General features: G+C 62.2%; 21 protein-coding genes. 9 read left to right on the top strand and 12 right to left on the bottom strand.

Annotated features, from left to right (window positions below; translation table 11 throughout):
• Positions 1–79: 79 nt before the first annotated feature.
• Both JNA92_RS11950 and JNA92_RS11945 read left to right on the top strand, forming a co-directional pair.
• Positions 80–622, top strand: a complete 543-nt coding sequence (locus JNA92_RS11950) for a PadR family transcriptional regulator (RefSeq protein WP_241804849.1) — start codon at positions 80–82, stop codon at positions 620–622.
• Complete coding sequence (locus JNA92_RS11945) at positions 615–1,373, top strand: siderophore-interacting protein (RefSeq protein WP_241804848.1); 759 nt, start codon at positions 615–617, stop codon at positions 1,371–1,373. The genes JNA92_RS11950 and JNA92_RS11945 overlap by 8 nt, the downstream gene beginning before the upstream one ends.
• A gap of 9 nt (positions 1,374–1,382) precedes the next feature.
• On the opposite strand, the gene JNA92_RS11940 is transcribed toward JNA92_RS11945, so the two are convergent.
• Positions 1,383–2,063, bottom strand: coding sequence for a Pr6Pr family membrane protein (locus JNA92_RS11940; protein ID WP_241804847.1), 681 nt, complete (start codon positions 2,061–2,063; stop codon positions 1,383–1,385).
• Between the two features lies 1 nt (position 2,064).
• Entirely contained in the window at positions 2,065–2,286 is a 222-nt protein-coding gene (locus tag JNA92_RS11935) for a VF530 family DNA-binding protein (RefSeq protein ID WP_012313003.1), read from the bottom strand.
• A 168-nt stretch (positions 2,287–2,454) separates the two neighbouring features.
• Between JNA92_RS11935 and JNA92_RS11930 the strand changes: the two genes are divergently transcribed.
• The 7 genes from JNA92_RS11930 (at position 2,455) to cmoB (ending at position 13,439) form a co-directional block, all read left to right on the top strand.
• On the top strand, positions 2,455–4,494 hold the full coding sequence (locus JNA92_RS11930; protein WP_241804846.1) for a TonB-dependent receptor: 2,040 nt from the start codon (positions 2,455–2,457) through the stop codon (positions 4,492–4,494).
• A gap of 216 nt (positions 4,495–4,710) precedes the next feature.
• Entirely contained in the window at positions 4,711–6,057 is a 1,347-nt protein-coding gene (locus JNA92_RS11925) for a carbohydrate porin (protein ID WP_277818131.1), read from the top strand.
• A 28-nt stretch (positions 6,058–6,085) separates the two neighbouring features.
• Complete coding sequence (locus tag JNA92_RS11920) at positions 6,086–8,497, top strand: glucose/quinate/shikimate family membrane-bound PQQ-dependent dehydrogenase (RefSeq protein ID WP_241804845.1); 2,412 nt, start codon at positions 6,086–6,088, stop codon at positions 8,495–8,497.
• A 169-nt stretch (positions 8,498–8,666) separates the two neighbouring features.
• Positions 8,667–11,093: an endopeptidase La gene (gene lon, locus JNA92_RS11915; RefSeq protein ID WP_241804844.1), complete on the top strand. Its 2,427-nt coding sequence runs from the start codon at positions 8,667–8,669 to the stop codon at positions 11,091–11,093.
• A 167-nt stretch (positions 11,094–11,260) separates the two neighbouring features.
• Positions 11,261–11,653 (top strand): protease inhibitor I42 family protein, encoded by a 393-nt coding sequence (locus tag JNA92_RS11910; RefSeq protein ID WP_241804843.1) that lies wholly within the window; start codon positions 11,261–11,263, stop codon positions 11,651–11,653.
• Between the two features lie 89 nt (positions 11,654–11,742).
• On the top strand, positions 11,743–12,486 hold the full coding sequence (gene cmoA / locus JNA92_RS11905) for a carboxy-S-adenosyl-L-methionine synthase CmoA (protein WP_241804842.1): 744 nt from the start codon (positions 11,743–11,745) through the stop codon (positions 12,484–12,486).
• Positions 12,483–13,439, top strand: a complete 957-nt coding sequence (gene cmoB, locus JNA92_RS11900; RefSeq protein ID WP_241804841.1) for a tRNA 5-methoxyuridine(34)/uridine 5-oxyacetic acid(34) synthase CmoB — start codon at positions 12,483–12,485, stop codon at positions 13,437–13,439. The genes cmoA and cmoB overlap by 4 nt, the downstream gene beginning before the upstream one ends.
• 199 nt (positions 13,440–13,638) lie before the next feature.
• Here cmoB and pdxJ read toward each other — a convergent pair whose 3' ends face one another.
• The 10 genes from pdxJ to rpoE form a co-directional block, all read right to left on the bottom strand.
• Entirely contained in the window at positions 13,639–14,361 is a 723-nt protein-coding gene (gene pdxJ / locus JNA92_RS11895; protein WP_277818143.1) for a pyridoxine 5'-phosphate synthase, read from the bottom strand.
• Between the two features lie 61 nt (positions 14,362–14,422).
• The gene (recO, locus tag JNA92_RS11890) at positions 14,423–15,106 is read right to left on the bottom strand and encodes a DNA repair protein RecO (protein WP_241804839.1); all 684 of its coding nucleotides are present in this window, start codon (positions 15,104–15,106) and stop codon (positions 14,423–14,425) included.
• A gap of 53 nt (positions 15,107–15,159) precedes the next feature.
• The gene (era, locus tag JNA92_RS11885; protein ID WP_046787792.1) at positions 15,160–16,062 is read right to left on the bottom strand and encodes a GTPase Era; all 903 of its coding nucleotides are present in this window, start codon (positions 16,060–16,062) and stop codon (positions 15,160–15,162) included.
• Complete coding sequence (gene rnc, locus JNA92_RS11880; protein WP_012312992.1) at positions 16,055–16,744, bottom strand: ribonuclease III; 690 nt, start codon at positions 16,742–16,744, stop codon at positions 16,055–16,057. Before rnc ends, era begins: the two co-directional genes overlap by 8 nt.
• A 161-nt stretch (positions 16,745–16,905) precedes the next feature.
• Positions 16,906–17,760, bottom strand: a complete 855-nt coding sequence (lepB, locus tag JNA92_RS11875; protein WP_241804838.1) for a signal peptidase I — start codon at positions 17,758–17,760, stop codon at positions 16,906–16,908.
• A gap of 5 nt (positions 17,761–17,765) precedes the next feature.
• On the bottom strand, positions 17,766–19,565 hold the full coding sequence (gene lepA / locus JNA92_RS11870; protein ID WP_241804837.1) for a translation elongation factor 4: 1,800 nt from the start codon (positions 19,563–19,565) through the stop codon (positions 17,766–17,768).
• A 182-nt stretch (positions 19,566–19,747) separates the two neighbouring features.
• The gene (locus JNA92_RS11865) at positions 19,748–21,154 is read right to left on the bottom strand and encodes a DegQ family serine endoprotease (protein ID WP_400627884.1); all 1,407 of its coding nucleotides are present in this window, start codon (positions 21,152–21,154) and stop codon (positions 19,748–19,750) included.
• A gap of 209 nt (positions 21,155–21,363) precedes the next feature.
• Entirely contained in the window at positions 21,364–22,329 is a 966-nt protein-coding gene (locus JNA92_RS11860) for a MucB/RseB C-terminal domain-containing protein (RefSeq protein ID WP_241804835.1), read from the bottom strand.
• 12 nt (positions 22,330–22,341) lie between these two features.
• On the bottom strand, positions 22,342–22,932 hold the full coding sequence (locus JNA92_RS11855; protein WP_241804834.1) for a sigma-E factor negative regulatory protein: 591 nt from the start codon (positions 22,930–22,932) through the stop codon (positions 22,342–22,344).
• A 31-nt stretch (positions 22,933–22,963) separates the two neighbouring features.
• Positions 22,964–23,545 carry an RNA polymerase sigma factor RpoE gene (gene rpoE, locus JNA92_RS11850; RefSeq protein WP_003252049.1) on the bottom strand — a complete coding sequence of 194 codons (582 nt, stop codon included), beginning with the start codon at positions 23,543–23,545 and terminating at the stop codon, positions 22,964–22,966.
• Positions 23,546–23,974: the final 429 nt, after the last annotated feature.

Here is a 23,974-nt window from a genome sequence, read left to right as displayed (position 1 = left end):
TCGGCATTTGACCGCTTGTGTTTAGATATATCTTGAGTAATATCTTGCGATATATCTAAACACACGGAGCCTCGCTGCCATGCGTGAACATTCCGCCCACGACCCTTTCGAGCGCCGGCCCGGCCGGGGTGAACGCGGCCCACGGGTATTCGCCCCCGGCGACCTGAAGCTGTTGATGCTGTCGCTGCTGGCCGAGCAACCTGGGCACGGCTATGACCTGATCCGCCAGATCGAGAACTTGTTCGATGGCAGCTACACGCCCAGCCCCGGGGTCATCTACCCCACCCTCAACTTTCTCGAGGAAGCGGAGCTGATCTACGGCCAGGTGCAAGGCAGCAAACGTCTCTACGCCATCACCCAAGCCGGTAGCGCAGCCCTGGCTGACCAGGCCGTGGCCCTGGACGGCGTGCGCATGCGCATCGAAGTCGGCAAGCGCGCCCTGCGTGGTCACGACCGCCCACCAGAAATTCACGAAGCCGTCGGCAACCTGCGCCACGCCCTGCATATGCACAGCGGCCGCTGGACACCGGAAGAAATCGAGCGGGTCCGCGCCCTGCTCAACGACACTGCCAAGGCCATCGCCGACGGGCCGGCCCCTGCTACGGAGAACCTCCATGAGTGACACCATCCACCGCGTCAATCACGAAATCCGCCAGCGTCGCCTGCAGGTGCTGCGGGTCACCGACCTCACCCCGCGCATGCGCCGCATCACCCTCACCGGCCCCGAGCTGCAAGGCTTCATCAGCCTGGGCAGTGACGACCATATCAAGCTGCTGTTCGCCGAAAACGCCGAACAACAGCAGGCCATCGACGCCCGCAACATGGGCCGCGACGGCGGAGCGCGGCCCACCATGCGTGAGTACACGCCGCGGCGCATCGACCTGGCCAACCAGGAACTGGACATCGATTTCGTCCTGCACGGCGATGGCCCTGCCTCCACCTGGGCCGCACAGGCTGAACCGGGGCAGACGCTGAACATTGCCGGGCCACGGGCGTCGATGGTGGTCCCGGACATCTTCGACAGCTACCTGCTCATTGGTGACGAAACAGCGATTCCGGCCATCGGCCGTCGCCTTGAAGAACTGCCGGCAGGCCGGCGGGTACTGGCGATCATCCAGATCGAAGATGAGCAGGAGCGCCAAGCGCTGCCGAGCAAGGCTGAGGTTGAAGTGATCTGGGTGAAGCGGGATGAGGATCTACTCGCGCTGGTGCAGGGGTTGAGCTTGCCTGAGGGCAAGCTGTACAGCTGGGTGGCACTGGAGAAATCGCTGACCCGGCAGGCCAAGGCGCTGCTGCTGGAGAAGGGTGCCCCCGAAGATGCCCTCAAAGCGGCTGCCTACTGGCGGGCAGAAGGCACAGCGGACGACGAGTGACCTGTGTTGTCAGGCCCGGTCCTTTCGCGGTTTCACCCGCGAAGGGGCCTGCACCGGCCTGGCAAGCCAGCGCCCGCGCCAACAATCGAGCCCGAGCAGTACCAACGCAATGGCCCAAAACCCGGCCAGCACGCCCAGAGCATTGAGCATGACCTGCCCGTAGCCAAGGCTTGCAACGTCTATGAACGGATACGGGTAAACCCCGATCTCACTCCCCCGCCACAGTGCATAGCCAAAGTACACCGCCGGGTACAGCGCCCACGGCCCCAGGTGCCAGAGCCGCAAATGCCCCTTGGGCACGGCGAACCACCAGTACACAACGTAAAGCGCCGGCATCACATCGTGCAGCAGTTCGTCCGCCAGCCATTGCCAACCCTGGGGTTGCCACAGGTGCCGCAGCAGCACGCTGTAGGCCAGCGCCACCAGCACGATGCTGGCGGCCACAGCGGAACTTACCGAAGGCGAAAGGAACAAGCGCTTGGCGCGCGATTCCCGCCCGAACGCCGCATAGCTGAGCACCGTCGCCACCAGGGTATTGGTCAACACCGTGAAATAGCCGAACACATTGATCAGCCCGCCGATCAGGCTCGCCGCTTCCTGCCAGCGCGCCAGCAGCACCAGGTAGACCTGCACAGCAAGGCCCAACCAGCCAAGCACTGCGGCCAGGGTCAGCCAGGGATGACGCGGCATCTCAGGCGTTGCGCTGCAGTTTCACGTACAGCTGCTCGACCTTCTCCCGGGCCCAGGGCGTCTTGCGCAGGAAGGTCAGGCTCGACTTGATGCTCGGGTCGCTCTTGAAGCAGCGCACATCCACGCGTTCGGCCAGGCCCTGCCATTGGTAGTGCGCCACCAGCTCAGTGAGGATCTGCTCGAGGGTCTTGCCGTGCAGCGCATTGTGGTTGGCTGTGCTCATGCCAGTACTCCCGCGGATAAAAAGATGCGCACATTACACGAGTGTAGTGATGAAGGGGGCGCAGCACTGCCATTACAAAAACCACTGGCAAGCGGTGAAACCTCTGTGCTGAAATAGCGATGTTATATGGTAACAAAATATTGCCTCTGCCAAGGACCGCTACTTTCCATGTTGTGCTCTCCCCTACGCCTCTCTCCACTCGCCGTTGCGCTCTTGCTCGCCTCATCACCCAGCCAGGCTGTTGAGCTCGATCCCCAGGTCATCACTGCCAACCCTCTGGGCAACCGCGAACTGGCTGCTCCCACCACCGTGCTCGAAGGCGACGACCTGCTGCAGCAGCAGCACGGTAGCTTGGGCGAAACCCTCAACAAACAGCCCGGCGTCGCCTCCACCTGGTTTGGCCCAGGCGCCAGCCGCCCGGTGATTCGCGGCCTGGACGGTGACCGTATCCGCATCCTGCGCAACGGCGTCGGCGCCCTCGACGCTTCGGCACTGTCTTACGACCATGCCGTGCCACTGGACCCGGTCACCGTCGAGCGCGTCGAAATCGTCCGGGGCCCCGCCGCCCTGCTCTACGGCGGCAACGCCATCGGTGGGGTGGTCAATACCTTCGACAACCGCATCCCCGATGCGCCCATCGAGGGTATTCACGGTGCCGGCGAACTACGCTACGGCGGTGCCGATACCACGCGCAGCAGTGCCGGCAAACTGGAAGCCGGTGACGGCACCTTCGCCCTGCACCTGGATGCCAACAGCCGCCAGTTCAACGACCTGCGCATCCCGGGCTACGCCCGCAGTTCCAAGGTGCGTGACGCTGACGAGCCCGGCAGCAAGCACCGCCTGGAAAACAGCGACGGTCGCCAGGATGGCGGCGCAGTGGGCGGGTCCTACCACTGGGATCACGGCTATGCGGGCCTGTCCTACAGCCGCTACGACAGTAACTACGGCTCAGTGGCCGAGTCCGGCGTGCGCCTGGACATGAAGCAGGATCACTACGGCTTCGCCTCGGAACTGCGTGACCTCGATGGCCCCTTCAGCTCGGTCAAGCTCGATGCCGGTTACACCGATTACGAGCACAGCGAAATCGAAGAAGGCGAAGTGCACACCACCTTCAAGAACAAGGGCTATGAGGCGCGGGTCGAGGCCAGGCACCAACCGATCGGCCCTCTGGAAGGCGTGATCGGCGCCCAGGTCAGTCGCAACGAATTCTCGGCGCTGGGTGAAGAAGCCTTCGTGCCGCACACCGATACCGATAGCCTGGCGTTGTTCATGCTCGAGCAATGGCAGGCCACCGAACGGCTCAACCTGAGCCTGGGTGCGCGCCTGGAACACACCCGCGTCGACCCGGATGCCAAAGGCAACGAAAACTTCGTCGATGCCGACAGCGCCAGCAGCTTCAATGCCCTGAGCCTGTCGTCGGGGGCGGTGTATCAACTCGACCCGGTCTGGGCGCTCGCTGCAAACGTCGGTTACACCGAGCGGGCCCCGACCTTTTACGAGCTTTACGCAAACGGCGCCCACGTCGCCACCGGGGCTTATGAAGTCGGCGACGCCAGCCTGAACAAGGAAAAAGCCCTCTCCGCCGACCTGGCGCTGCGCTTCGACAATGGCACCCACAAGGGCAGCGTCGGGGTGTTCTACAGCCACTTTCGCAACTACATCGGCCTGATTGGCACGGGCACCCTGCGCGAGGGCCATGACCACGATGATGGCGACGACGACCATGATCACGACGATGGCGGCTTCCCTGAGTATCAGTACCAGGGCGTACGGGCGCGCTTCTACGGCCTCGAAGCCCAGGACCGCTGGCAGTTGGTCGAAAACCGCTACGGCAGTTTCGCCCTGGAGCTGTCGGGCGACTATACCCGTGCCAAGAACCTCGACAGCGGCGAGCCGCTGCCGCGTATCGCGCCGTTGCGCCTGAACAGCGCACTGGTCTGGGAGCGGGACCGCTGGCAGGCGCGTGTGGATGTGCAGCATGCCGCGTCGCAGCATCGCAAGCCGGCGAACGAGACCAGCACCGAGGGTTACACCACCCTGGGCGCGAGTGTCGGCTACCGCTTCGATATCGGCCAGAGCCAGTGGCTGGCGTTCGTGCGCGGTGAAAACCTGACAGATCAGACCGTGCGTTACGCCAGTTCGATTCTGCGCGATATCGCGCCGGCGCCGGGGCGCAGCGTCGAAGTGGGCCTGCGTACAACCTTCTGACCAACCTAGGGGCGCGCTGCGCCCCTTTCCCTCACTGTTACCGCTGCGGCAACAATCAACTGCGACAATTTGTCTTTTTTTCTTACAAGTTCCCCTATATCCTCCCCGCCGCAAGCTGAATCGCTTCACTTACCTCACCTGTCGCCATTTCCATCGAAGCGCTCGCGCTTCGGTGCGCTTGCCGTTTTTTCGACAATCAAAAGATAGCGCTATCTCATGTTCTCACTGCCCAATATTCGCTACACCGGCACCGCTCTGCTTGCCATGACCGCCTGTTTTACATCCACCACCAGCGCCAGTGAAATGTTCGCCAGCGACTCGCCATGGATGCTGGGTGACTGGGGCGGCACCCGCAGCGAACTGCTGGAAAAAGGCTACGACTTCAACCTCGGCTACACCGGCGAGATGGGCAGCAACCTGCACGGCGGTTACGACCATGATCGCACCGCGCGTTACAGCGACCAGTTCACCTTTGGCAGCCACCTGGACCTGGAAAAGATCCTGGGCTGGCAAGACACCGAACTGCAGCTGACCATCACCGAACGCCACGGGGACAATATCAGCAACGACCGCATCAACGACCCGCGGGTCGGCGGCTTCACTTCAGCCCAGGAAGTCTGGGGCCGCGGTGAAACCTGGCGGCTGACCCAGCTGTGGATCAGGCAGAAATACTTCGATGGCGCCCTGGACGTGAAATTCGGCCGCTTCGGTGAAGGCGAGGACTTCAACAGCTTCCCGTGCGACTTCCAGAACCTGGCCTTCTGCGGCTCGCAGGTGGGCAATTGGGTTGGCGGCATCTGGTACAACTGGCCCGTCAGCCAGTGGGCGCTGCGCGTGCGCTACAACATCAACGACGCGCTCTACGCTCAGGTCGGCGTGTTCGAACAAAACCCCTCCAACCTGGAATCTGGCAACGGTTTCAAACTCAGCGGCAGCGGTACCCAGGGTGCCGTAATGCCGATCGAACTGGTGTGGAGCCCGCGGGTCAATGGCCTGAAAGGGGAATATCGCGCCGGGTACTACTACAGTAATGCCAAGGCACAGGATGTTCTGAAGGACAGCGACGGCCGGCCGGCCGCCATCAGTGGCGCCACCTACCGCAGCAGTTCGAGCAAGCACGGCCTGTGGATCGGTGCCCAGCAGCAGGTTACCTCGCTGGCCACTGACCAGTCGCGCGGCCTGAGCCTGTTCGCCAATGCCACAGTGCACGACAAGAAGACCAATGCCATCGACAACTATGTGCAGGCAGGACTGGTATACAAGGGCCCCTTCGATGCCCGCGCCAAGGACGACATCGGTTTCGCCCTCGCCCGCGTGCACGTCAACCCCGCCTACCGCAAGAACGCCCGCCTGGCCAACCAGGCAGCCGGCCTTTACGACTACGACAATCCCGGTTACCTGCCCGTGCAGGACACCGAGTACAGCGCTGAACTCTATTACGGCATTCACTTGGCCGACTGGCTCACGGTGCGCCCGAACCTGCAGTACATCCGCCATCCGGGCGGGGTGTCGCAGGTGGACGATGCCCTGATCGGCGGCCTGAAGATCCAAAGCACTTTCTGACAACCCTTCACCTAACGGAGAACATACGATGAGCACTGACGGTGCCAAGAATGGAAGCCGCTGGCTACCGCGCCTGATAGGCGTACTGCTGCTGTTGATGGGCCTGGCTTTGCTGGCGGGCGGTATCAAGCTCAGCCAGCTCGGCGGGTCACTTTATTACCTGATCGCCGGTATCGGCTTCGCCGTGGCGGGCGCACTGCTGCTGGCTCAGCGCCGGCTTGCCCTGGGCCTGTACGGCCTGGTGCTGCTGGGCAGCACGGCCTGGGCACTGCTGGAGGTGGGCCTGGACTGGTGGCAACTGGTGCCACGCCTGGCCATCTGGTTCGCCATCGGCGTTGTGCTGCTGCTGCCTTGGGCACGCCGCCCGCTGACCGGGCCGGGCAACAAGGCCAATACCGCCCTGCTCAGCGTTGCCGTGCTCGCCTCGGGCGCTTGCGCGCTGGGCAGCCAGTTCACCCACCCGGGTGAAGTGTTTGGCGAACTGGGCCGCGACAACAGCGAAATGGGCAGTGCCGCCCCCGCGATGCCCGACGGCGACTGGCAAGCCTATGGCCGCACCGAGCATGGTGACCGTTATTCGCCGCTGCGCCAGATCACCCCGCAAAATGCCTACCGCCTGGAAGAAGCCTGGCGCATCCGCACCGGTGACCTGCCAACGGACAACGACCCGGTCGAGTTGACCAACGAAAACACGCCGCTGAAGGCCAACGGCATGCTGTACGCCTGCACCGCCCACAGCAAGGTGCTGGCCCTGGACCCGGACACCGGCGCCGAGATCTGGCGCTACGACCCGCAGATCAAGAGCCCGGTGGGTACCTTCAAGGGCTTCGCCCACATGACTTGCCGCGGCGTTTCGTATTATGACGAGAACAACTACGTCAGCCGCGATGGCAGCCCGGCGCCGAAAGTCTCCGACGCAGGCCAGGCTGTCGCTCAAGCCTGCCCTCGCCGCCTCTACCTGCCGACGGCCGACGCCCGCCTGATCGCCATCAATGCCGACAACGGCAAAGTCTGCGAAGGCTTCGCCAACCAGGGCGCGATCGACCTGACTACCGGTATCGGGCCGTTCACTGCCGGCGGTTATTACTCCACCTCGCCGGTGGCGATCACCCGCAGCCTGGTGATCATCGGCGGCCATGTCACCGACAACGAGTCGACCAACGAGCCCTCCGGCGTGATCCGCGCCTACGACGTGCACGATGGTCGCCTGGTCTGGAACTGGGACAGCAACAACCCCGAAGACACCCAGCCACTGGCCCCGGGCAAGACCTACAGCCGCAACTCGGCCAACATGTGGTCGCTGGCCAGCGTCGATGAAGACCTGGGCATGGTCTACCTGCCGCTGGGCAACCAGACACCCGACCAGTATGGCGCCAACCGCACCCCGGGTGCAGAGAAGTACAGCGCTGGCGTGGTGGCCCTGGACCTTGCCACCGGCAAGGCGCGCTGGAACTACCAGTTCACTCACCACGACCTGTGGGACATGGACGTCGGCAGCCAGCCAACCTTGGTTCACCTGAAGACCAAGGAAGGCGTCAAGCCCGCGATCATCGTACCGACCAAGCAGGGCAGCCTGTACGTACTCGACCGTCGTGATGGTACCCCCATCGTGCCGATCCGTGAGATCCCGGTGCCGCAAGGTGCGGTCAAGGGTGACCACACTGCACCGACCCAGGCCCGCTCCGACCTCAACCTGCTGGGCCCGGACCTGACTGAACAGGCCATGTGGGGCGCCACGCCGTTCGATCAGATGCTATGCCGTATCCAGTTCCGTGAACTGCGCTACGAGGGCCAGTACACGCCACCGTCCGAGCAAGGCTCGTTGGTATACCCAGGCAACGTCGGCGTGTTCAACTGGGGCAGCGTCTCGGTCGACCCGGTGCGCCAACTGCTGTTCACCTCGCCGAACTACATGGCCTTCGTGTCGAAGATGGTGCCGCGAGAACAGGTTGCCGCCGGCAGCAAGCGCGAAAGTGAAACCAGCGGCGTGCAGCCCAACACTGGCGCGCCTTACGCCGTGATCATGCACCCGTTCATGTCGCCGCTGGGCGTTCCGTGCCAGGCGCCGGCCTGGGGTTACGTGGCAGCCATCGATCTGTTCACCAACAAGGTGGTGTGGAAGCGCAAGAACGGCACCACCCGTGACAGCACGCCGATTCCGATCGGCCTGCCGGTGGGTGTACCGAGCATGGGTGGCTCGATCGTCACCGCCGGTGGTGTGGGTTTCCTCAGCGGCACGCTGGACCAGTACCTGCGTGCGTATGACGTGAACAATGGCAAGGAACTGTGGAAAGCCCGCCTGCCAGCGGGTGGCCAGGCCACGCCGATGACGTACACCGGCAAGGACGGCAAGCAGTACGTGCTGATCGTCGCCGGCGGCCACGGTTCCCTGGGCACCAAAATGGGCGATTACATCATCGCTTACAAACTGGCCGAGTAAGCGGCAAGCGGCAAGCTGCAAGCTGCAAGCTGCAAGCTGCAAGCTACAAGCAAGAGCGGGGCCTGCGCGGTCCCGCTTTTTTCTTGCAGCTTGAAGCTTGAAGCTTGCGGCTTGAAACCCATGGGCCAGCGCCCCATCTAAGCACCATAGCCATTCACGCAGGTGCCCCATGAGCGACCAGCAGGATTTTCCGGAACAACCCGACGAAAATAGCGAAATTGAACACCTTGAGGGTCAGGCCCAAAGCGCGCCTGGCCACGCACTAGCCCTGCCCGGCCAGCAATTGCCAGACAAGGTCTACGTGATTCCGATTCACAACCGCCCGTTCTTCCCCGCACAAGTACTGCCGGTCATCGTCAACGAAGAACCCTGGGCCGAAACCCTCGATCTGGTGGCCAAGACACCGGATCACTGCCTCGCCCTGTTCTTCATGGACACCCCGCCCGAAGATCACCGCCATTTCGACACCGCGGCCTTGCCCGAGTACGGCACCCTGGTCAAGGTGCACCATGCCAGCCGCGAAAACGGCAAACTGCAGTTCGTCGCCCAGGGCCTGACCCGCGTACGCATCCGCACCTGGCTCAAGCACCATCGCCCGCCTTATCTGGTCGAAGTCGAATACCCACGCCAGCCAAGCGAGCCGACCGACGAGGTCAAGGCCTACGGTATGGCCCTGATCAACGCGATCAAGGAACTGCTGCCGCTCAACCCGCTGTACAGCGAAGAGCTGAAGAACTACCTCAACCGCTTCAGCCCCAACGACCCATCGCCTCTTACCGATTTTGCCGCCGCCCTCACTTCCGCCACCGGCAACCAGTTGCAGGAAGTGCTCGATTGCGTGCCCATGCTCAAACGCATGGAAAAGGTCTTGCCGATGCTGCGCAAAGAGGTCGAGGTCGCACGCCTGCAGAATGAGATTTCGGCCGAGGTCAACCGGCAGATCGGCGAGCACCAGCGCGAATTCTTCCTCAAGGAACAGCTCAAGGTCATCCAGCAAGAGCTTGGCCTGACCAAGGACGACCGCAGTGCCGACCTCGAACAGTTCCAACAGCGCCTGCAAGGCAAGACCTTGCCGGAGCAGGCCCAAAAGCGCATCGATGAAGAAATGGCCAAGCTGGCCATCCTTGAAACCGGCTCCCCCGAGTACGCCGTCACCCGCAACTACCTGGATTGGGCCAGTGCCCTGCCCTGGGGCGTGTACGGCAAGGACAAGCTCGACCTCAAGCATGCGCGCAAGGTGCTCGACCAGCATCACGCGGGCCTCGATGACATCAAGGAACGCATTCTGGAGTTCCTCGCCGTGGGCGCCTGGAAGGGCGAGATCAGTGGCTCGATCGTCCTGCTGGTGGGCCCGCCTGGCGTGGGCAAGACCAGCATCGGCAAATCCATCGCCGAATCGCTCGGCCGCCCGTTCTACCGGTTCAGTGTCGGCGGCATGCGCGACGAGGCCGAGATCAAGGGGCACCGGCGCACCTACATCGGCGCCCAGCCGGGCAAGCTGGTGCAGGCGCTGAAAGATGTCGAGGTGATGAACCCGGTAATCATGCTCGACGAAATCGACAAGATGGGCCAGAGCTATCAGGGCGACCCGGCCTCGGCGCTGCTCGAAACCCTGGACCCAGAACAGAACGTCGACTTCCTCGACCATTACCTGGACTTGCGCCTGGACCTGTCCAAGGTGTTGTTCGTGTGTACCGCCAACACGCTGGACTCGATCCCCGGCCCACTGCTCGACCGTATGGAAGTGATCCGCCTGTCCGGCTACATCACCGAAGAGAAGCTGGCCATCGCCAAGCGCCACCTTTGGCCCAAACAACTGGAAAAGGCCGGCGTGGCCAAGACCAGCCTGACCATCAGCGATAGCGCCCTGCGCGCCGTGATCGAGGGCTATGCTCGCGAAGCCGGCGTTCGCCAGCTGGAAAAACAGCTGGGCAAACTGGTGCGCAAGGCGGTGATCAAGCTCTTGGATGCCCCGGATGCCAAGCTCAAGATCGGCACCAAGGACCTGGAGGCCGCACTTGGCATACCTGTGTTCCGCAGTGAGCAGGTGCTGGCAGGCAAAGGCGTGATTACCGGCCTTGCCTGGACCAGCATGGGTGGCGCGACACTGCCGATCGAGGCAACCCGCATCCACACGCTCAATCGCGGCTTCAAGCTCACCGGCAAGCTGGGTGATGTGATGAAGGAGTCTGCCGAGATCGCCTACAGCTACGTCAGCTCCAACCTCAAGCAATTCGGCGGCGATCCGGCCTTCTTCAACGAAGCCTTCGTTCACCTGCACGTGCCGGAAGGTGCCACGCCCAAGGATGGCCCGAGCGCCGGGATCACCATGGCCAGCGCACTGCTCTCGCTGGCCCGTGACCAGGCACCGAAAAAAGGGGTGGCCATGACCGGCGAGCTGACCCTCACCGGCCAGGTCCTGCCGATTGGTGGCGTACGCGAAAAGGTCATCGCGGCGCGGCGGCAGAAGATCTTCGAACTGATCCTGCCCGAGCCCAACCGCGGGGATTTCGAAGAATTGCCTGACTACCTGCGTGAAGGGCTGACCGTACACTTCGCCAAGCGCTTTGCCGACGTGGCCAAAGTGCTGTTCTGACCCGCGACGGCCCCATCGCCTGCAAGGCCACCCCCGGTATTCCAATTGTTTGTGGTTCAGTGGAGTACCGGTGGGGGCCGACTTGCAGGCGGTGAGGCTGGCACTGACAACACAAAACCCCTCTCTGTTCGGTTATCCTCAGGCCTTCGCCAGCCTCTGGAGCCACCATGACTGCCCCTCGTCTGCTCGTTCCCCTGAGCCTTGCCCTGCTCACCGCCTGCGCCCAGCAGCCCAGGCACACCGTCGAACTTGACGCTGAAAGTGAATGCCCCCAGCGCCTCAAGGTCGGCCAGCCGCTCACCCTGACCCTGCCCAGTAATCCCTCCACCGGCTACCGCTGGCTGGTGCAGAACCCGGCCTCGAACATCTTGCGCAGCCTTGGCCCCGAGGTTTACAGCGCGCCCGAGGACGCCGGCATCGTCGGCAGCGCGGGCTTATCCACCTGGCGCTTCGAAGCCCGCGCCGCCGGCGAAGGCCATCTGGTGCTGGTCTATCAGCAGCCCTGGGCCCCGGAAGTTCGGCCGGTGCAGACCTTCGATTGCGCGGTGCGGGTCGACTGAACGCACAGCGCTGGTCAGCCGACCATGCATCCTTGGCACGGTTTGGCTAGAATGCCGGCCCTGCCAATCGTCAGCCGCCTGGATTCACCGTGAGCAAACAACCCGACCGCCTTTTCTCCCAGCCTCTGGAGCAAGTTCCCGACTTCGTGTTCAACGAAGACGTGGTGCGTGTGTTCCCGGACATGATCAAGCGCTCGGTGCCCGGTTACCCGACCATCGTCGAGAACCTTGGTGTGCTGGCCGCGCGCTTCGCCCAGCCTGATACCGCCCTTTATGACCTCGGCGCATCGCTGGGTGCCGTTACCCAGGCGCTGCGCCGCCATGTGCGCAGCGAGGGCTGCCGGGTCATCGCCGTGGACAACTCCGCCGCCATGGTCGAGCGCTGCCGCCAGTACCTCACCGCGCAGGACTCGATGTTCCAGGAACTGCTGCCGGTTCAGGTGCTGGAGGCCGACATACTGGCCCTGCCCTTCGAGCCCGCCTCGGTCGTGGCGATGAACTTCACCCTGCAGTTCATCGCCCCGGAACAGCGCCTGGCGTTGCTTGGCCGCATCCGTCAGGCACTGCTGCCCGGTGGCGCACTGATCCTCTCGGAAAAGCTGCGTTTCGCCGATGACCAAGAGCAGGATCTGCTCAATGAACTGCACCTGGACTTCAAACGTGCCAATGGCTACAGCGAACTGGAAATCGCCCAGAAGCGCAGCGCCATCGAGAACGTGATGAAGCCCGACACCCTGCACACCCACACCGAGCGCCTGCACGCGGCAGGCTTCAGCAAGGTGGTGCCGTGGTTCCAATGCCTTAATTTCGCCTCGCTGATAGCCCTGCCATGATCGATCTGTCCCCTCTCGTCCGCCGCCTGGCGGGCACCCCACTGGCTTGCTGGTCGCAAGGCCTGCAAGCACAACTTCAAGCCAAGCTGGAGAAAGGCCACGGCGATCTCGAGCGCTGGCGCGGTGCGCTGGACGCCCTGCCGGCACTGCTGCCAAGCGAAATCGACCTGGTCGATGGCCTGCGGCTGGACTGTGACTGCGACGATGCCACCCGCGCGCAGATGCGCCAGGCCCTGATGGGCCTGTCGCCTTGGCGCAAAGGGCCGTTCGACTTGTTCGGCGTGCATGTCGACACGGAGTGGCGCTCGGACTGGAAGTGGTCGCGCGTGGCTCCGCACCTGAACCTGCAGGGCAAGCGTGTGCTCGATGTGGGTTGCGGCAACGGCTATTACCAATGGCGCATGCTCGGTGCAGGCGCCGACATGGTCATCGGCGTTGACCCCAATTGGCTGTTTTTCTGCCAGTTCCAGGCCGTGCAGCGGTACCTGCCCGATTTGCCGGCCTGGCATCTGCCGTTTGCGCTGGAAGAGCTGCCAGCCAACCTGGAAGGTTTCGACACGGTCTTTTCCATGGGGGTGTTCTACCATCGCCGCTCCCCCATCGAGCACCTGCTGGCGCTCAAGGACTGCCTGGTCAAAGGGGGTGAGCTGGTACTGGAGACGCTGGTGGTCGAGGGCGACGAGCAGCAGGTACTGGTGCCTGAAGACCGCTATGCGCAGATGCGCAACGTCTGGTACCTGCCATCGGTACCGGCGTTGGAGCGCTGGTTGCGCCGTGCGGGTTTCAGCGATGTGCGCTGTGTGGATGTCAGTGTGACCAGTGTGGAGGAGCAGCGCAGCACCGAGTGGATGCGCTACCAGTCGCTGGGGGACTTCCTCGACCCGCACGACCACAGCAAGACCATTGAGGGATTGCCCGCCCCACGCCGCGCCACGCTGTTGGCGCGCAAATGAAGGCTTTGCGCAGAGTACTGCCAGTCAGTTGCTAACCGTCCTATCGCCGGCAAGCCGGCCCACCGGTATGGCGCAAACTTCAAGAACTGCGCTGTACCTGTGAGCCGGCTTGCCGGCGATGGGCCGCAAAGCGGCCCCAGACTGCCTGACTGACTGGTACTAACCCCTGCCCCGTCCGCAAACAGCCATGCAGCGATGATCAGCGCGAAGCTGCAACGATCAGCGCCTTCATCTCTGCCACCGCCGCCTTGAAACCTACGAACAGTGCATGGGCTACCAAGGCGTGGCCAATGTTCAATTCATTGATGCCCTTGATTGCCGCCACCGCCTCGACGTTGTGGTAATGCAGGCCATGGCCGGCATTGACGATCAGCCCCTGGCCGACGCCAAAAGCGACGCCATCGACGATCCTCTTGAGCTCCTCAGCCACCTCAGTTGGCGTTTGAGCATCGGCATAACGGCCGGTGTGCAATTCGATCGCCGGGGCCCTGACGCGGCGGGATGCCTCGATCTGCCGCTCGTCGGCGTCGATGAACAGCGACACTTCAGCGCCAGTGCGCGACAGGCGCTCTACCGCAGCCTTGATCCGTGCCTCCTGGCCAGCCACGTCGAGGCCGCCCTCGGTGGTCAGTTCCTGGCGTGTTTCAGGCACCAGGCAGATGTGTGCCGGGCGAATCTTCTCGGCGAACGCCATCATCTCTTCAGTGACGCCCATCTCGAAATTCATGCGGGTTTGCAACACGTCCTTGAGCAACACCACATCGCGCTCCTGGATATGCCGGCGGTCTTCGCGCAGGTGCACGGTGATGCCATCGGCGCCTGCTTCTTCGGCATCCAGCGCAGCCTTGACCGGGTCCGGATAGCGTGTGCCGCGGGCCTGGCGCAAGGTAGCCACGTGGTCGATGTTGACGCCGAGAAGCATACGGTTGCTGTGAGTCACGAAAGGCTCTCCTGAAGATTTAGCCCCACAGCATACGACGTGCTCAGCGCTTACGAAACAGTTCCCGACTGACCAGCGGTTTTGGCCCCAGATGGACCGCCAGCGCCTGACGCATCAGGCGCTTGGCCGCCAGCAGAGCACCAGGTGCATCCCAGTCCGCCTGGGCGAGGGCCAACAGCTGCGCGCCGTTGAACAAACCAGGCTGCACCAGGTAAACGCGTTCAAGGCCGGCATCGACCTGCAAGCGGTAAAGCCCATCAGCCTCGATGGGCTCGTCGCTGACGTCGTGGTCAAGCGCAAAGGCGTAGCCCAGGTCTTCCAGCAGGCGCCACTCGAAGGAGCGCAGCAGGGGCTCCAACGGCCGCCCGGCGGCCAGGGCCTGCAAGGTCAGTGCGTAGTGCTCGAAAAGTGCGGGTTGTGGTGCCTCGGCAGGCAGCAGGCGCATCAGCAGCTCATTGAGGTAGAGGCCGCTGAACAGTGCATCGCCATGCAGCCAGGCAGCGACGCCCATGCTGTCCAGGCGCCCGACGTTCTTGAGCTCACTGCGCCCGCGCAGTTCCACTTCCAGCGGCACGAACGGCCGCACCAGGCTGCCACCCTTGCCCCGTGCTCGGCGCAACACCGCGCGCACGCGCCCTTGCGGCGTGAAAAAGTCCACCAGCGCACTGGTTTCCTTATAGGCACGGCTGTGCAGCACGTAGGCTGGTTGGCCGACAGGTTGTTCCATGAAGTGTGGCCTGAAAGCAAAGCGGCCCGGAGAGATCCGGGCCACTGGAAGGGTTACAGGTCGCCGTAGCCCAGCGAGCGCAGTGCGCGCTCGTCATCGGACCAGCCGCCTTTGACCTTGACCCAGAGGTTGAGCATGACCTTGGCGTCGAACAGGGTTTCCATGTCCTTGCGGGCGTCGGAGCCGATGCGTTTGATGCGCTCGCCCTTGTCGCCAATGATGATCTTCTTCTGGCCATCACGTTCAACCAGGATCAGCGCATGGATGTGCAGCACATGACCCTGCTGCTTGAACTCCTCGATCTCCACGGTGATCTGGTAGGGCAACTCAGCACCCAGCTGGCGCATGATTTTCTCACGCACCAGTTCAGCGGCCAGGAAACGGCTGCTGCGGTCGGTGATCTGGTCTTCCGGGAAGAAGTGATCGTTTTCCGGCAGGTGCTTGGCGATCAGCGCCTCCAGTGCGTCGAGGTTGTGACCTTGCTGGGCAGAGATGGGTACCACCTCGGCATTGGGCAGTTGCTCCTGCAGCCACTGCAGGTGCGGGATCAGCTCGGCTTTCTCGTCCATGCGGTCGGTTTTGTTGACGGCAATGATCAGCGGGCCGGTCACGTACTGAACGCGTTCGAGCACCAGTTGGTCCTCATCGGTCCAGCGCGTACGGTCAACCACGAAGATCACCACATCGACGTCCTTGAGGGCCGCCGAGGCATTGCGGTTCATGTAGCGGTTCAAGGCCTTGTCGTTGGCCTTGTGCATGCCGGGGGTATCGACATAGATGGCCTGCACATCACCCTCGGTCTTGATGCCGAGCATGTTGTGGCGGGTAGTCTGTGGCTTGCGCGAGGTGATCGCCAGCTTCTGGCCGAGGATATGGTTGAGCAAGGTGGACTTGCCCACGTTGGGGCGGCCGACGATGGCCACGTAGCCGCAGCGGGTCGGATTGTTCTCAGTCATTGCCATTCTCCACGCCCAGGGCGATCAATGCGGCGGCGGCGGCGACTTGCTCGGCAATACGCCGGCTCACGCCCTGGCCACGGCTCTTGTTGTTCAGCAGCACCACTTCGCATTCGACGAAGAAGGTACGGCAGTGCGGTTCGCCCTGGATGTCCACCACCTCGTAGCGAGGCAGCTCACAGCTACGCGACTGCAGAAACTCCTGCAGGCGGGTTTTCGGGTCTTTGTTGGTATCGACCAGGGTCAGGCTTTCGAACTCGTCGGTCAGCCAGGCCAGCACGCGCTCGCGGGCGGTCTGCATGTCGGCATCAAGATAGATGGCGCCGATCAGGGCTTCGAGGGCGTCGGCCAGGATCGACTCGCGGCGGAAACCGCCGCTCTTGAGCTCACCGGAGCCCAGGCGCAGGTACTCACCCAGGTCGAAACCACGGGCCAGACGGGCCAGGGTCTCACCCTTGACCAGACGGGCACGCAAGCGCGACAACTGACCTTCGCGGGCCTGCGGGAAGCGCTCGAACAGCGCCTCGCCGGCCACGAAGTTGAGAATGGCATCGCCAAGAAACTCCAGGCGCTCATTGTTGCGCCCGGCGTAGCTGCGATGGGTCAGGGCCAGCACCATCTGGTCCTGGTCTTTGAAGGTGTAACCGAGCTTGCGCTCGAGACGGGCAAGGGAAGCACTCATGCAGCCACCCGCTGGTTGTTCAACGCGTTGTTCAAATCAACATCCTGAAAGACTGTTTGGCTGTGGCCCGTCGCGGCGAGCAACGAATCTCTCGATCCCTGAGAACACAGCCTATGTCAGAAATGCATTCGGCGCTGTCTGCTGGACAGCGCCGAAGGGTATCAATGGATCAGGCCGACCCGCGACAGGTTGGGCAAGTGGCTGAGCTTTGGCTCTGGCCAGCTCATCCAGACCGCGAAGGCCTTGCCGACAATGTTCCGGTCCGGAACCATGCCGTGCAGTTCCTTGGGAATGTTCGGGTCATCCCAGTAACGGCTGTCGTTGGAGTTGTCGCGGTTGTCGCCCATCATGAAGTAATGGCCAGCCGGCACGGTCCACTGCTGGTCCGGCGGCATGCGATAACGGGTCATTTCCTTGCGGATCAAGTGCTCGGTTTCGCCAAGCTTTTCCTTGAACAGCTCGGCGCTGCCCAGGGTTCCTGGCTCGGCACCGACCAATTGCTCGGCCACTGGCTGGCCATTGACGAACAGCCGCTTGTCGCTGGTGTAGCGGATCTGGTCGCCTGGCAGGCCCACCACACGCTTGATGTAATTGACGTTCGGGTCGCTTGGGTAGCGGAACACCATCACATCACCGCGTTGCGGGTCACCCACCTCGATGACCTTCTTGTCGATCACCGGCAGGCGAATGCCATACGAGAACTTGTTCACCAGGATGAAATCGCCCACTTCCAGGGTCGGTTTCATCGACCCCGAAGGAATCTGGAACGGCTCCACAAGGAAAGAGCGCAGCACCAGTACGATGAACAGCACCGGGAAGAACGACTTACCGTACTCGACCAGCAGCGGTTCCTTGTTCAGGCGCTCGACCACCGCCATTTCTGGCTGAGTGACACTACCCTGGTAGTTGGCGACCGCCGCCCGCCGGCGCGGAGCCAGGAACAGCAGGTCGATCAAGCCCAACAGACCGCAAACGGCTACGGCGATGACTAGCAACAGCGGGAAATTTAGCGACATAGGACCTAGCTATCCAACCTGAGCACGGCGAGGAAGGCTTCTTGTGGAATCTCCACGTTGCCCACCTGTTTCATGCGTTTCTTACCGGCCTTCTGCTTCTCCAGCAGCTTTTTCTTACGGCTGACGTCACCACCGTAGCACTTGGCCAGTACGTTCTTTCTGAGCGCCTTGACGGTTGTCCGCGCAATGATCTGGCCGCCAATGGCTGCCTGGATCGCCACATCGAACATCTGCCGCGGGATCAGTTCCTTCATCTTCTCGGTCAACGCACGGCCTTTGTAGGCCGCGTTGTCGCGGTGCACGATCAATGCCAGGGCATCGACCTTGTCGCCGTTGATCAGTACATCCAGCTTGACGAGGTTAGCCGATTGATAGCGATCGAAATGATAGTCCAGCGAAGCATAGCCGCGGCTGGTCGACTTGAGGCGGTCGAAGAAGTCCAGCACCACTTCGTTCATCGGCATGTCATAACGCACCTGCACCTGGCTGCCGAGGAACTGCATGTCGCGCTGTACCCCACGCTTCTCGATGCACAGGGTGATGACGTTGCCCAGGTGCTCCTGCGGCACCAGGATGGTCGCGGTGACGATCGGCTCGCGGAAGTCGGTGACAGACGAAACATCAGGCAGCTTGGACGGGTTGTCGACCACGATGGTTTCGCCGGTCTTGAGTTCCAGCTCGTAGATCACGCTTGGCGCGGTGGTGATCAGGTCCAGGTCGTACTCGCGCTCCAGGCGCTCCTGGATGATCTCCATGTGCAGCATGCCCAGGAAGCCGCAACGGAAGCCGAAGCCCAGTGCGTCGGAGCTCTCGGGCATGTACTGCAGCGACGAGTCGTTCAGGGTCAGCTTCTGCAGGGCGTCGCGGAAGTCCTCGAAATCGTCGGAGCTGACCGGGAACAGGCCGGCATAAACCTGCGGCTGAATCTTCTTGAAGCCTGCCAGCATTTCGACCTCGGGGGTCGAGGACAGGGTCAGGGTGTCGCCGACCGGCGCACCATGGATGTCCTTGATGCTGGCAATGATGAAGCCAACTTCACCGGCTTTCAGGTCAGCGGTCTGGGTATGTTTCGGGGTGAACACACCCACGCTGTCGACCAGGTGCACCTTGCCGGTGGACTTGACCAGGATCTTGTCGCCCTTTTTGACGCGGCCCTGGCGCACGCGCACCAACGAAACCACGCCCAGGTAGTTGTCGAACCAGGAGTCGATGATCAACGCCTGCAACGGGGCATCGATTTCGCCCACAGGCGCGGGGATGGTGTGGACCAGACGCTCGAGCACCTCGTCGACGCCCATGCCGCTCTTGGCACTGCACGCTACTGCATCGGTGGCGTCGATGCCGATGATCTTCTCGATCTCGTCCTTGACCCGATCAGGGTCGGCCTGGGGCAGGTCCATCTTGTTCAGGACCGGCATGACCTCAAGGCCTTGCTCGATGGCGGTGTAGCAGTTGGCGACGGACTGGGCTTCGACGCCCTGGCCGGCGTCCACCACCAGCAGCGCACCCTCACACGCCGCCAGGGAACGCGAGACTTCATAGGTGAAGTCGACGTGGCCGGGGGTATCGATGAAGTTCAGCTGGTAGGTCTTGCCGTCCAGCGCCTTGTAGTGAAGCGTGACGCTGTGGGCTTTGATGGTGATCCCGCGTTCGCGCTCCAAGTCCATGGAGTCGAGAACCTGAGCTTCCATTTCGCGTGCCGTCAGGCCACCGCACAACTGGATGAAACGGTCGGCCAGCGTCGACTTGCCATGGTCGATGTGGGCGATGATGGAGAAATTGCGGATATGACTCAAATCACTCACGGGTCAACACTCGAAAAGGCTGCGAGCCGGACGCCCGCCGAAAAATAGCCGGGAATTGTACCTCAACCAGCAGGGATATGGGAGATTCCTCTGACGCACGATACAGGCTGAGTGCCCCCAATAATTGTGAACGTTCATGAAAAAGGGCAGCCGAAGCTGCCCTTTGCGACTGACAAGCCGGCTTATTCGGCCAGCTTGAAGGTGATGAAGCTGGCACGGCCCTGGCGCAGCACGCGCATGGATACCGAACGGTTCTTCGGCAGCTCCTTGGCAATTTCGGTGAACTGCTTGGCCGAGGCGATCGCCTGGTTGTTCAAGTGGCTGATCACGTCACCTGGACGCAGGCCAATCATGGCAGCCGGGCCATCCTGGACTTCTTTGATGACCACGCCACCCTTGAGCTCCAGGGACTTCTTCTGCTCGGCAGTCAGGTCGGAGACGGACACACCCAGGCGGTTGCTGCTGCGCTCGGCACTGCCATCGGCACCCGTGCCGGTACCGATATCGGCATCGTCATCAGGCATCGCACCAATGGTCACATCCAGGTTCTGGCGCTTGCCATTGCGGATGATTTCCAGCTTGGCCTTGGCGCCAGCTTTCAGGGTGCCGACCAAGTGTGGCAGGTCGGCCGACATGACAATCGGTTGGCCGTTCATGCTCAGGATCACGTCGCCCACCTGCAGGCCGCTCTTGGCTGCCGGGCCATCTTCCAGCACCTGCGCCACCAGGGCGCCGGCCGGCTTGTCGAGGCCGAAGGATTCAGCCAGGTCCTTGTTGACCTCCTGAATGACCACACCCAGCCAGCCGCGGCTGACCTTGCCGTCTTTCTTCAACTGATTGGAAACATCGAGGGCGACATCGATCGGGATGGCGAACGACAGCCCCATGAAACCACCCGAACGGGTGAAGATCTGCGAGTTGATACCCACGACTTCGCCATTCATGTTGAACAGCGGCCCACCGGAGTTGCCCGGGTTGATGGCTACGTCGGTCTGAATGAAGGGCACATAGGTGTCATTGGGCAGGGTGCGGCCTTTGGCGCTGACGATCCCTTTGGTCACCGAATGATCGAAACCGAACGGCGAACCGATGGCCAACACCCACTCACCCACCTTGAGCTTCTCGGAGTCGCCCAGTTTGACGGTGGGCAGGTTCTTGCCGTCGACCTTGAGCAGGGCCACGTCGGTGCGCGGGTCGGTGCCGACCAGCTTGGCCTGCAGCTCGCTGCGATCCGACAGACGGACGATGATCTCGTCGGCATCGGCAACCACGTGGTTGTTGGTCAGCACATAGCCGTCACTGGAAATGATGAAGCCTGAACCCAGCGACTGGGCCTCACGCTGACGGTCACCTCGGGGCGAGCGCGGCTGCTGCGGTATGTTGCGCTCGAAGAACTCACGGAACATCGGCGGCAACCCTTCGAGGTCCGGCATCTGCCCGGCAGCAATACGGCGGTCCGGCAGTTTTTGCTTGGTACTGATGTTGACCACTGCCGGCGAGGCCTGCTCGACCAGAGTAGTGAAGTCAGGCAAGGCTTCCTCGGCCTGGGCAGTCAGCACCTGGCCGAGCATCAGCACGGCGGCGAACATCGATAGATAGGATTTCAAGCGTGGTATTGACATACGGCTCCCGTCACAACGAGCGTAGTTAACATAAGACCGCCTGCAAAAGCAGGAAAGGTCAGACTCCAAGAAGCCTGACCTATAGAAAATTTACAGATGGATTGCAAATGACAATGCTTTAATTTCATTTCAGCTGCATGTCCGTGCGCCTTGGCATGAGCCGAAAAAGGGCGCCATTACTGGCGCGCCTGAGCATCCTGTGGCCGCATCGAGAGTGCGACGCGTTCTGCGGTACCCAGCGGAATTTCGCCGACCACGGTGACCATCACCTTGCCCTTGGGCGTGTTCAGGCGACGTGAAACGGCAGAGGTGGGGCCCAGTTGAGTACGCACATCGGCACTGGCATCTTCGGTAACCGGCTCCAGAAACACCGAGAAGCGCGCCAGGCCATCGTCGTACATGAGACTGCTGACGGTGCTGTTGCGAGACGGGTCGCGCCGCACGGCGCTGTTGATCAGCTCGAAACCCGGCGGCAGCCAGTCCGAGCGCCAGCCTGCGACCGCTTCGGTCTTGGTGCTGGCCACCCGCTCCACCGGTTTGCAGGCGGCACTGGCCTTCAGATCGGCATCGGTTGGCAAGTCATCGGTATCCAGGCGCGTCATCTGGAAGCGTTCGAGCAATTGCCCCTTGTCGTTGAGCATCAACGAGCGCAGCGGCAGGCCGGTCTTGCTGTCCAGATGCAATTCGAATGCGTAGCGATGCTGGTCGCGCGGTGTCAGGGTGACAATGACCGCATCGCGCCCGGCAACACGTGACTTGCCTGCTAGAGCCAAGTCGTACCAGCTCATCAACTTGAGGGGGTCGAGCATGCGCGGCGCGGCATCAGGCAAGTCGCTCACACCACTTGCCAAGGCACCGCCAATACATTGCACCTTGCCATCCACGCGCACGATTTCCTGAGCGGTACCGTCAAGCTGCAACAGCCGCTCGCTGACCTTGCCGTCATGCACCCGATGCCAGATATCGTGGGAGGAGAAGCTGCCATTTCGTTCGTAAACGAAGGCGCCCTGATAACTCTGCTTCTGTTCGGCTTGTGCCAGCTTGCTCAGCCATTCGCTTGCCTCAGGCGACGAATTGGCTGCCAACGCTGGCACCGTCATGCAACTGCCTAAAAGCAGCGACAAGAGAGGTAGCGCGCGCATGATCCTCCTTACTTAGCGGTTTTCCAGGCTGGCGGCGCGGGCATACGGCAGGGCAGTTTCAGTACCCTTGAGCGCGGATTCCTGCGCATGCTGACGCAGGTAGCCCGGCAGACGCTGATCCCAGCCGGCCTGGTTCTGCAGCACGCCATTGGCCATCGGCCCGGTCGGTTGCTCACTGCTTTCACTATAGCCTGCCAAAACGGCTGGACCCTGAGTTTGTGGCATGCTCAGGCCCTGCTGGGCAGGTTGTTGCGCAGCCAGTTCGGCACCGGTGATCTCGTCCTGGTTGTACATGCGCACACCCGCCAGCACAGCGACAGTCACCGAAGCGGCAACGGCCAGACGGCCAATGCTGCGCCATGGGCCTTTGTTGACCTTGGCCGGCACGGCTTCGTCAGCCAGGGCGGCAGACACCGCCGAGGCGATATCCAGTTTCGGCAGCAACAGCTCCTTGTGCATCGCTGCGCGGGCAACCTGGTAACGCGACCAGGTGGCACGGGTTTCGGCATCGTCGACGGCGCTCAGCACCCGTCGCAATTCCAGTTCGTCCGCTTCGTTATCCATTACCGCGGACAGCGATTCCTGCAAAGCTTCACGACTCATGGCGGTTCCTCTCTTGGCTATCGCCGCTGTCTCAGGTTTCCTGCAACAAGGGCTGCAGGGCTTTGTCTATGGCCTCCCGAGCGCGGAAGATTCGAGAGCGCACGGTACCCACCGGACATTGCATGACACTGGCAATGTCTTCGTAACTCAACCCGTCGAACTCACGCAGGGTCAGTGCCGTGCGCAAATCTTCGGGCAGTTGCTGGATGGTGCGATGGACTGTGCCTTCGATTTCATCCCGCAACAGGGAGCGTTCTGGGGACTCGAGATCCTTGAGGCCATGATCGCCGTCGTAAAACTCCGCATCCTCGGAGCTCACATCGCTGTCTGGCGGCCGTCTTCCACGGGACACCAGATAGTTCTTCGCCGTGTTGATGGCGATGCGGTACAGCCAGGTATAAAACGCGCTGTCACCGCGGAAATTGCCAAGCGCACGGTAGGCCTTGATAAAGGCTTCCTGCGCCACATCCTGGGCCTCGTGGGTATCGTGAACGAACCGCACGATCAACCCGAGAATCTTGTGCTGATACTTCAGCACCAACAGATCGAACGCTCGCCTGTCGCCGCGCTGCACGCGCTCTACAAGCTGCTGATCCTCTTCCTGGGTTAGCATGAACACTCCTCAGTGGACTCGAAGGAGCGTTGCATCAGCCATCGTTCAGGCTTGCAAACATAGACTCGGGCTTTTCGCAAAAGTTCTCTCCTCCAAGCAAGTTTCCTGCGGCCCTTGACTGGCTCGCACGGAAGACGCAGCGCGGGCAAGGCCGGCAGCGTCGATAATCAGGTTTCGGATACGCAGGTGTCAGCCCGGATAGAGCCGCCGCCTCGCGTCGCCGCGCGAAATGATGGCGCACGGGCAGCCTTCCTAGGATTTCCAGCCATGTAGGAAAGTTCCCAGGAAGATTACCCTTACGTCGCAAGTGGCATGGAAATTGGCCACCACAGGCTGCTATAAAGGCAACCCGGCCGCTATTCACGATAGTTTCACAATGCCATCTACGCGTGACTATTGTGCCGTGCCCCCTCCAAAGATTACTAGTGT

The organism is Pseudomonas putida, assembly GCF_022627325.1.
Taxonomy (GTDB): domain Bacteria; phylum Pseudomonadota; class Gammaproteobacteria; order Pseudomonadales; family Pseudomonadaceae; genus Aquipseudomonas; species Aquipseudomonas putida_X.
Note: the sequence above shows the minus strand (reverse complement) of the source record. Positions and strands in the feature narration are given on the sequence as shown.

Coding starts and splice junctions, on each gene's coding strand:
- JNA92_RS11950 (WP_241804849.1), top strand. CDS start 80: ATGCGTGAACATTCCGCCCACGACCCTTTCGAGCGCCGGCCCGGCCGG.
- JNA92_RS11945 (WP_241804848.1), top strand. CDS start 615: ATGAGTGACACCATCCACCGCGTCAATCACGAAATCCGCCAGCGTCGC.
- JNA92_RS11940 (WP_241804847.1), bottom strand. CDS start 2,063: ATGCCGCGTCATCCCTGGCTGACCCTGGCCGCAGTGCTTGGCTGGTTG.
- JNA92_RS11935 (WP_012313003.1), bottom strand. CDS start 2,286: ATGAGCACAGCCAACCACAATGCGCTGCACGGCAAGACCCTCGAGCAG.
- JNA92_RS11930 (WP_241804846.1), top strand. CDS start 2,455: ATGTTGTGCTCTCCCCTACGCCTCTCTCCACTCGCCGTTGCGCTCTTG.
- JNA92_RS11925 (WP_277818131.1), top strand. CDS start 4,711: ATGTTCTCACTGCCCAATATTCGCTACACCGGCACCGCTCTGCTTGCC.
- JNA92_RS11920 (WP_241804845.1), top strand. CDS start 6,086: ATGAGCACTGACGGTGCCAAGAATGGAAGCCGCTGGCTACCGCGCCTG.
- lon (WP_241804844.1), top strand. CDS start 8,667: ATGAGCGACCAGCAGGATTTTCCGGAACAACCCGACGAAAATAGCGAA.
- JNA92_RS11910 (WP_241804843.1), top strand. CDS start 11,261: ATGACTGCCCCTCGTCTGCTCGTTCCCCTGAGCCTTGCCCTGCTCACC.
- cmoB (WP_241804841.1), top strand. CDS start 12,483: ATGATCGATCTGTCCCCTCTCGTCCGCCGCCTGGCGGGCACCCCACTG.
- pdxJ (WP_277818143.1), bottom strand. CDS start 14,361: ATGCTTCTCGGCGTCAACATCGACCACGTGGCTACCTTGCGCCAGGCC.
- recO (WP_241804839.1), bottom strand. CDS start 15,106: ATGGAACAACCTGTCGGCCAACCAGCCTACGTGCTGCACAGCCGTGCC.
- era (WP_046787792.1), bottom strand. CDS start 16,062: ATGACTGAGAACAATCCGACCCGCTGCGGCTACGTGGCCATCGTCGGC.
- rnc (WP_012312992.1), bottom strand. CDS start 16,744: ATGAGTGCTTCCCTTGCCCGTCTCGAGCGCAAGCTCGGTTACACCTTC.
- lepB (WP_241804838.1), bottom strand. CDS start 17,760: ATGTCGCTAAATTTCCCGCTGTTGCTAGTCATCGCCGTAGCCGTTTGC.
- JNA92_RS11865 (WP_400627884.1), bottom strand. CDS start 21,154: ATGTTCGCCGCCGTGCTGATGCTCGGCCAGGTGCTGACTGCCCAGGCC.
- JNA92_RS11860 (WP_241804835.1), bottom strand. CDS start 22,329: ATGCGCGCGCTACCTCTCTTGTCGCTGCTTTTAGGCAGTTGCATGACG.
- JNA92_RS11855 (WP_241804834.1), bottom strand. CDS start 22,932: ATGAGTCGTGAAGCTTTGCAGGAATCGCTGTCCGCGGTAATGGATAAC.
- rpoE (WP_003252049.1), bottom strand. CDS start 23,545: ATGCTAACCCAGGAAGAGGATCAGCAGCTTGTAGAGCGCGTGCAGCGC.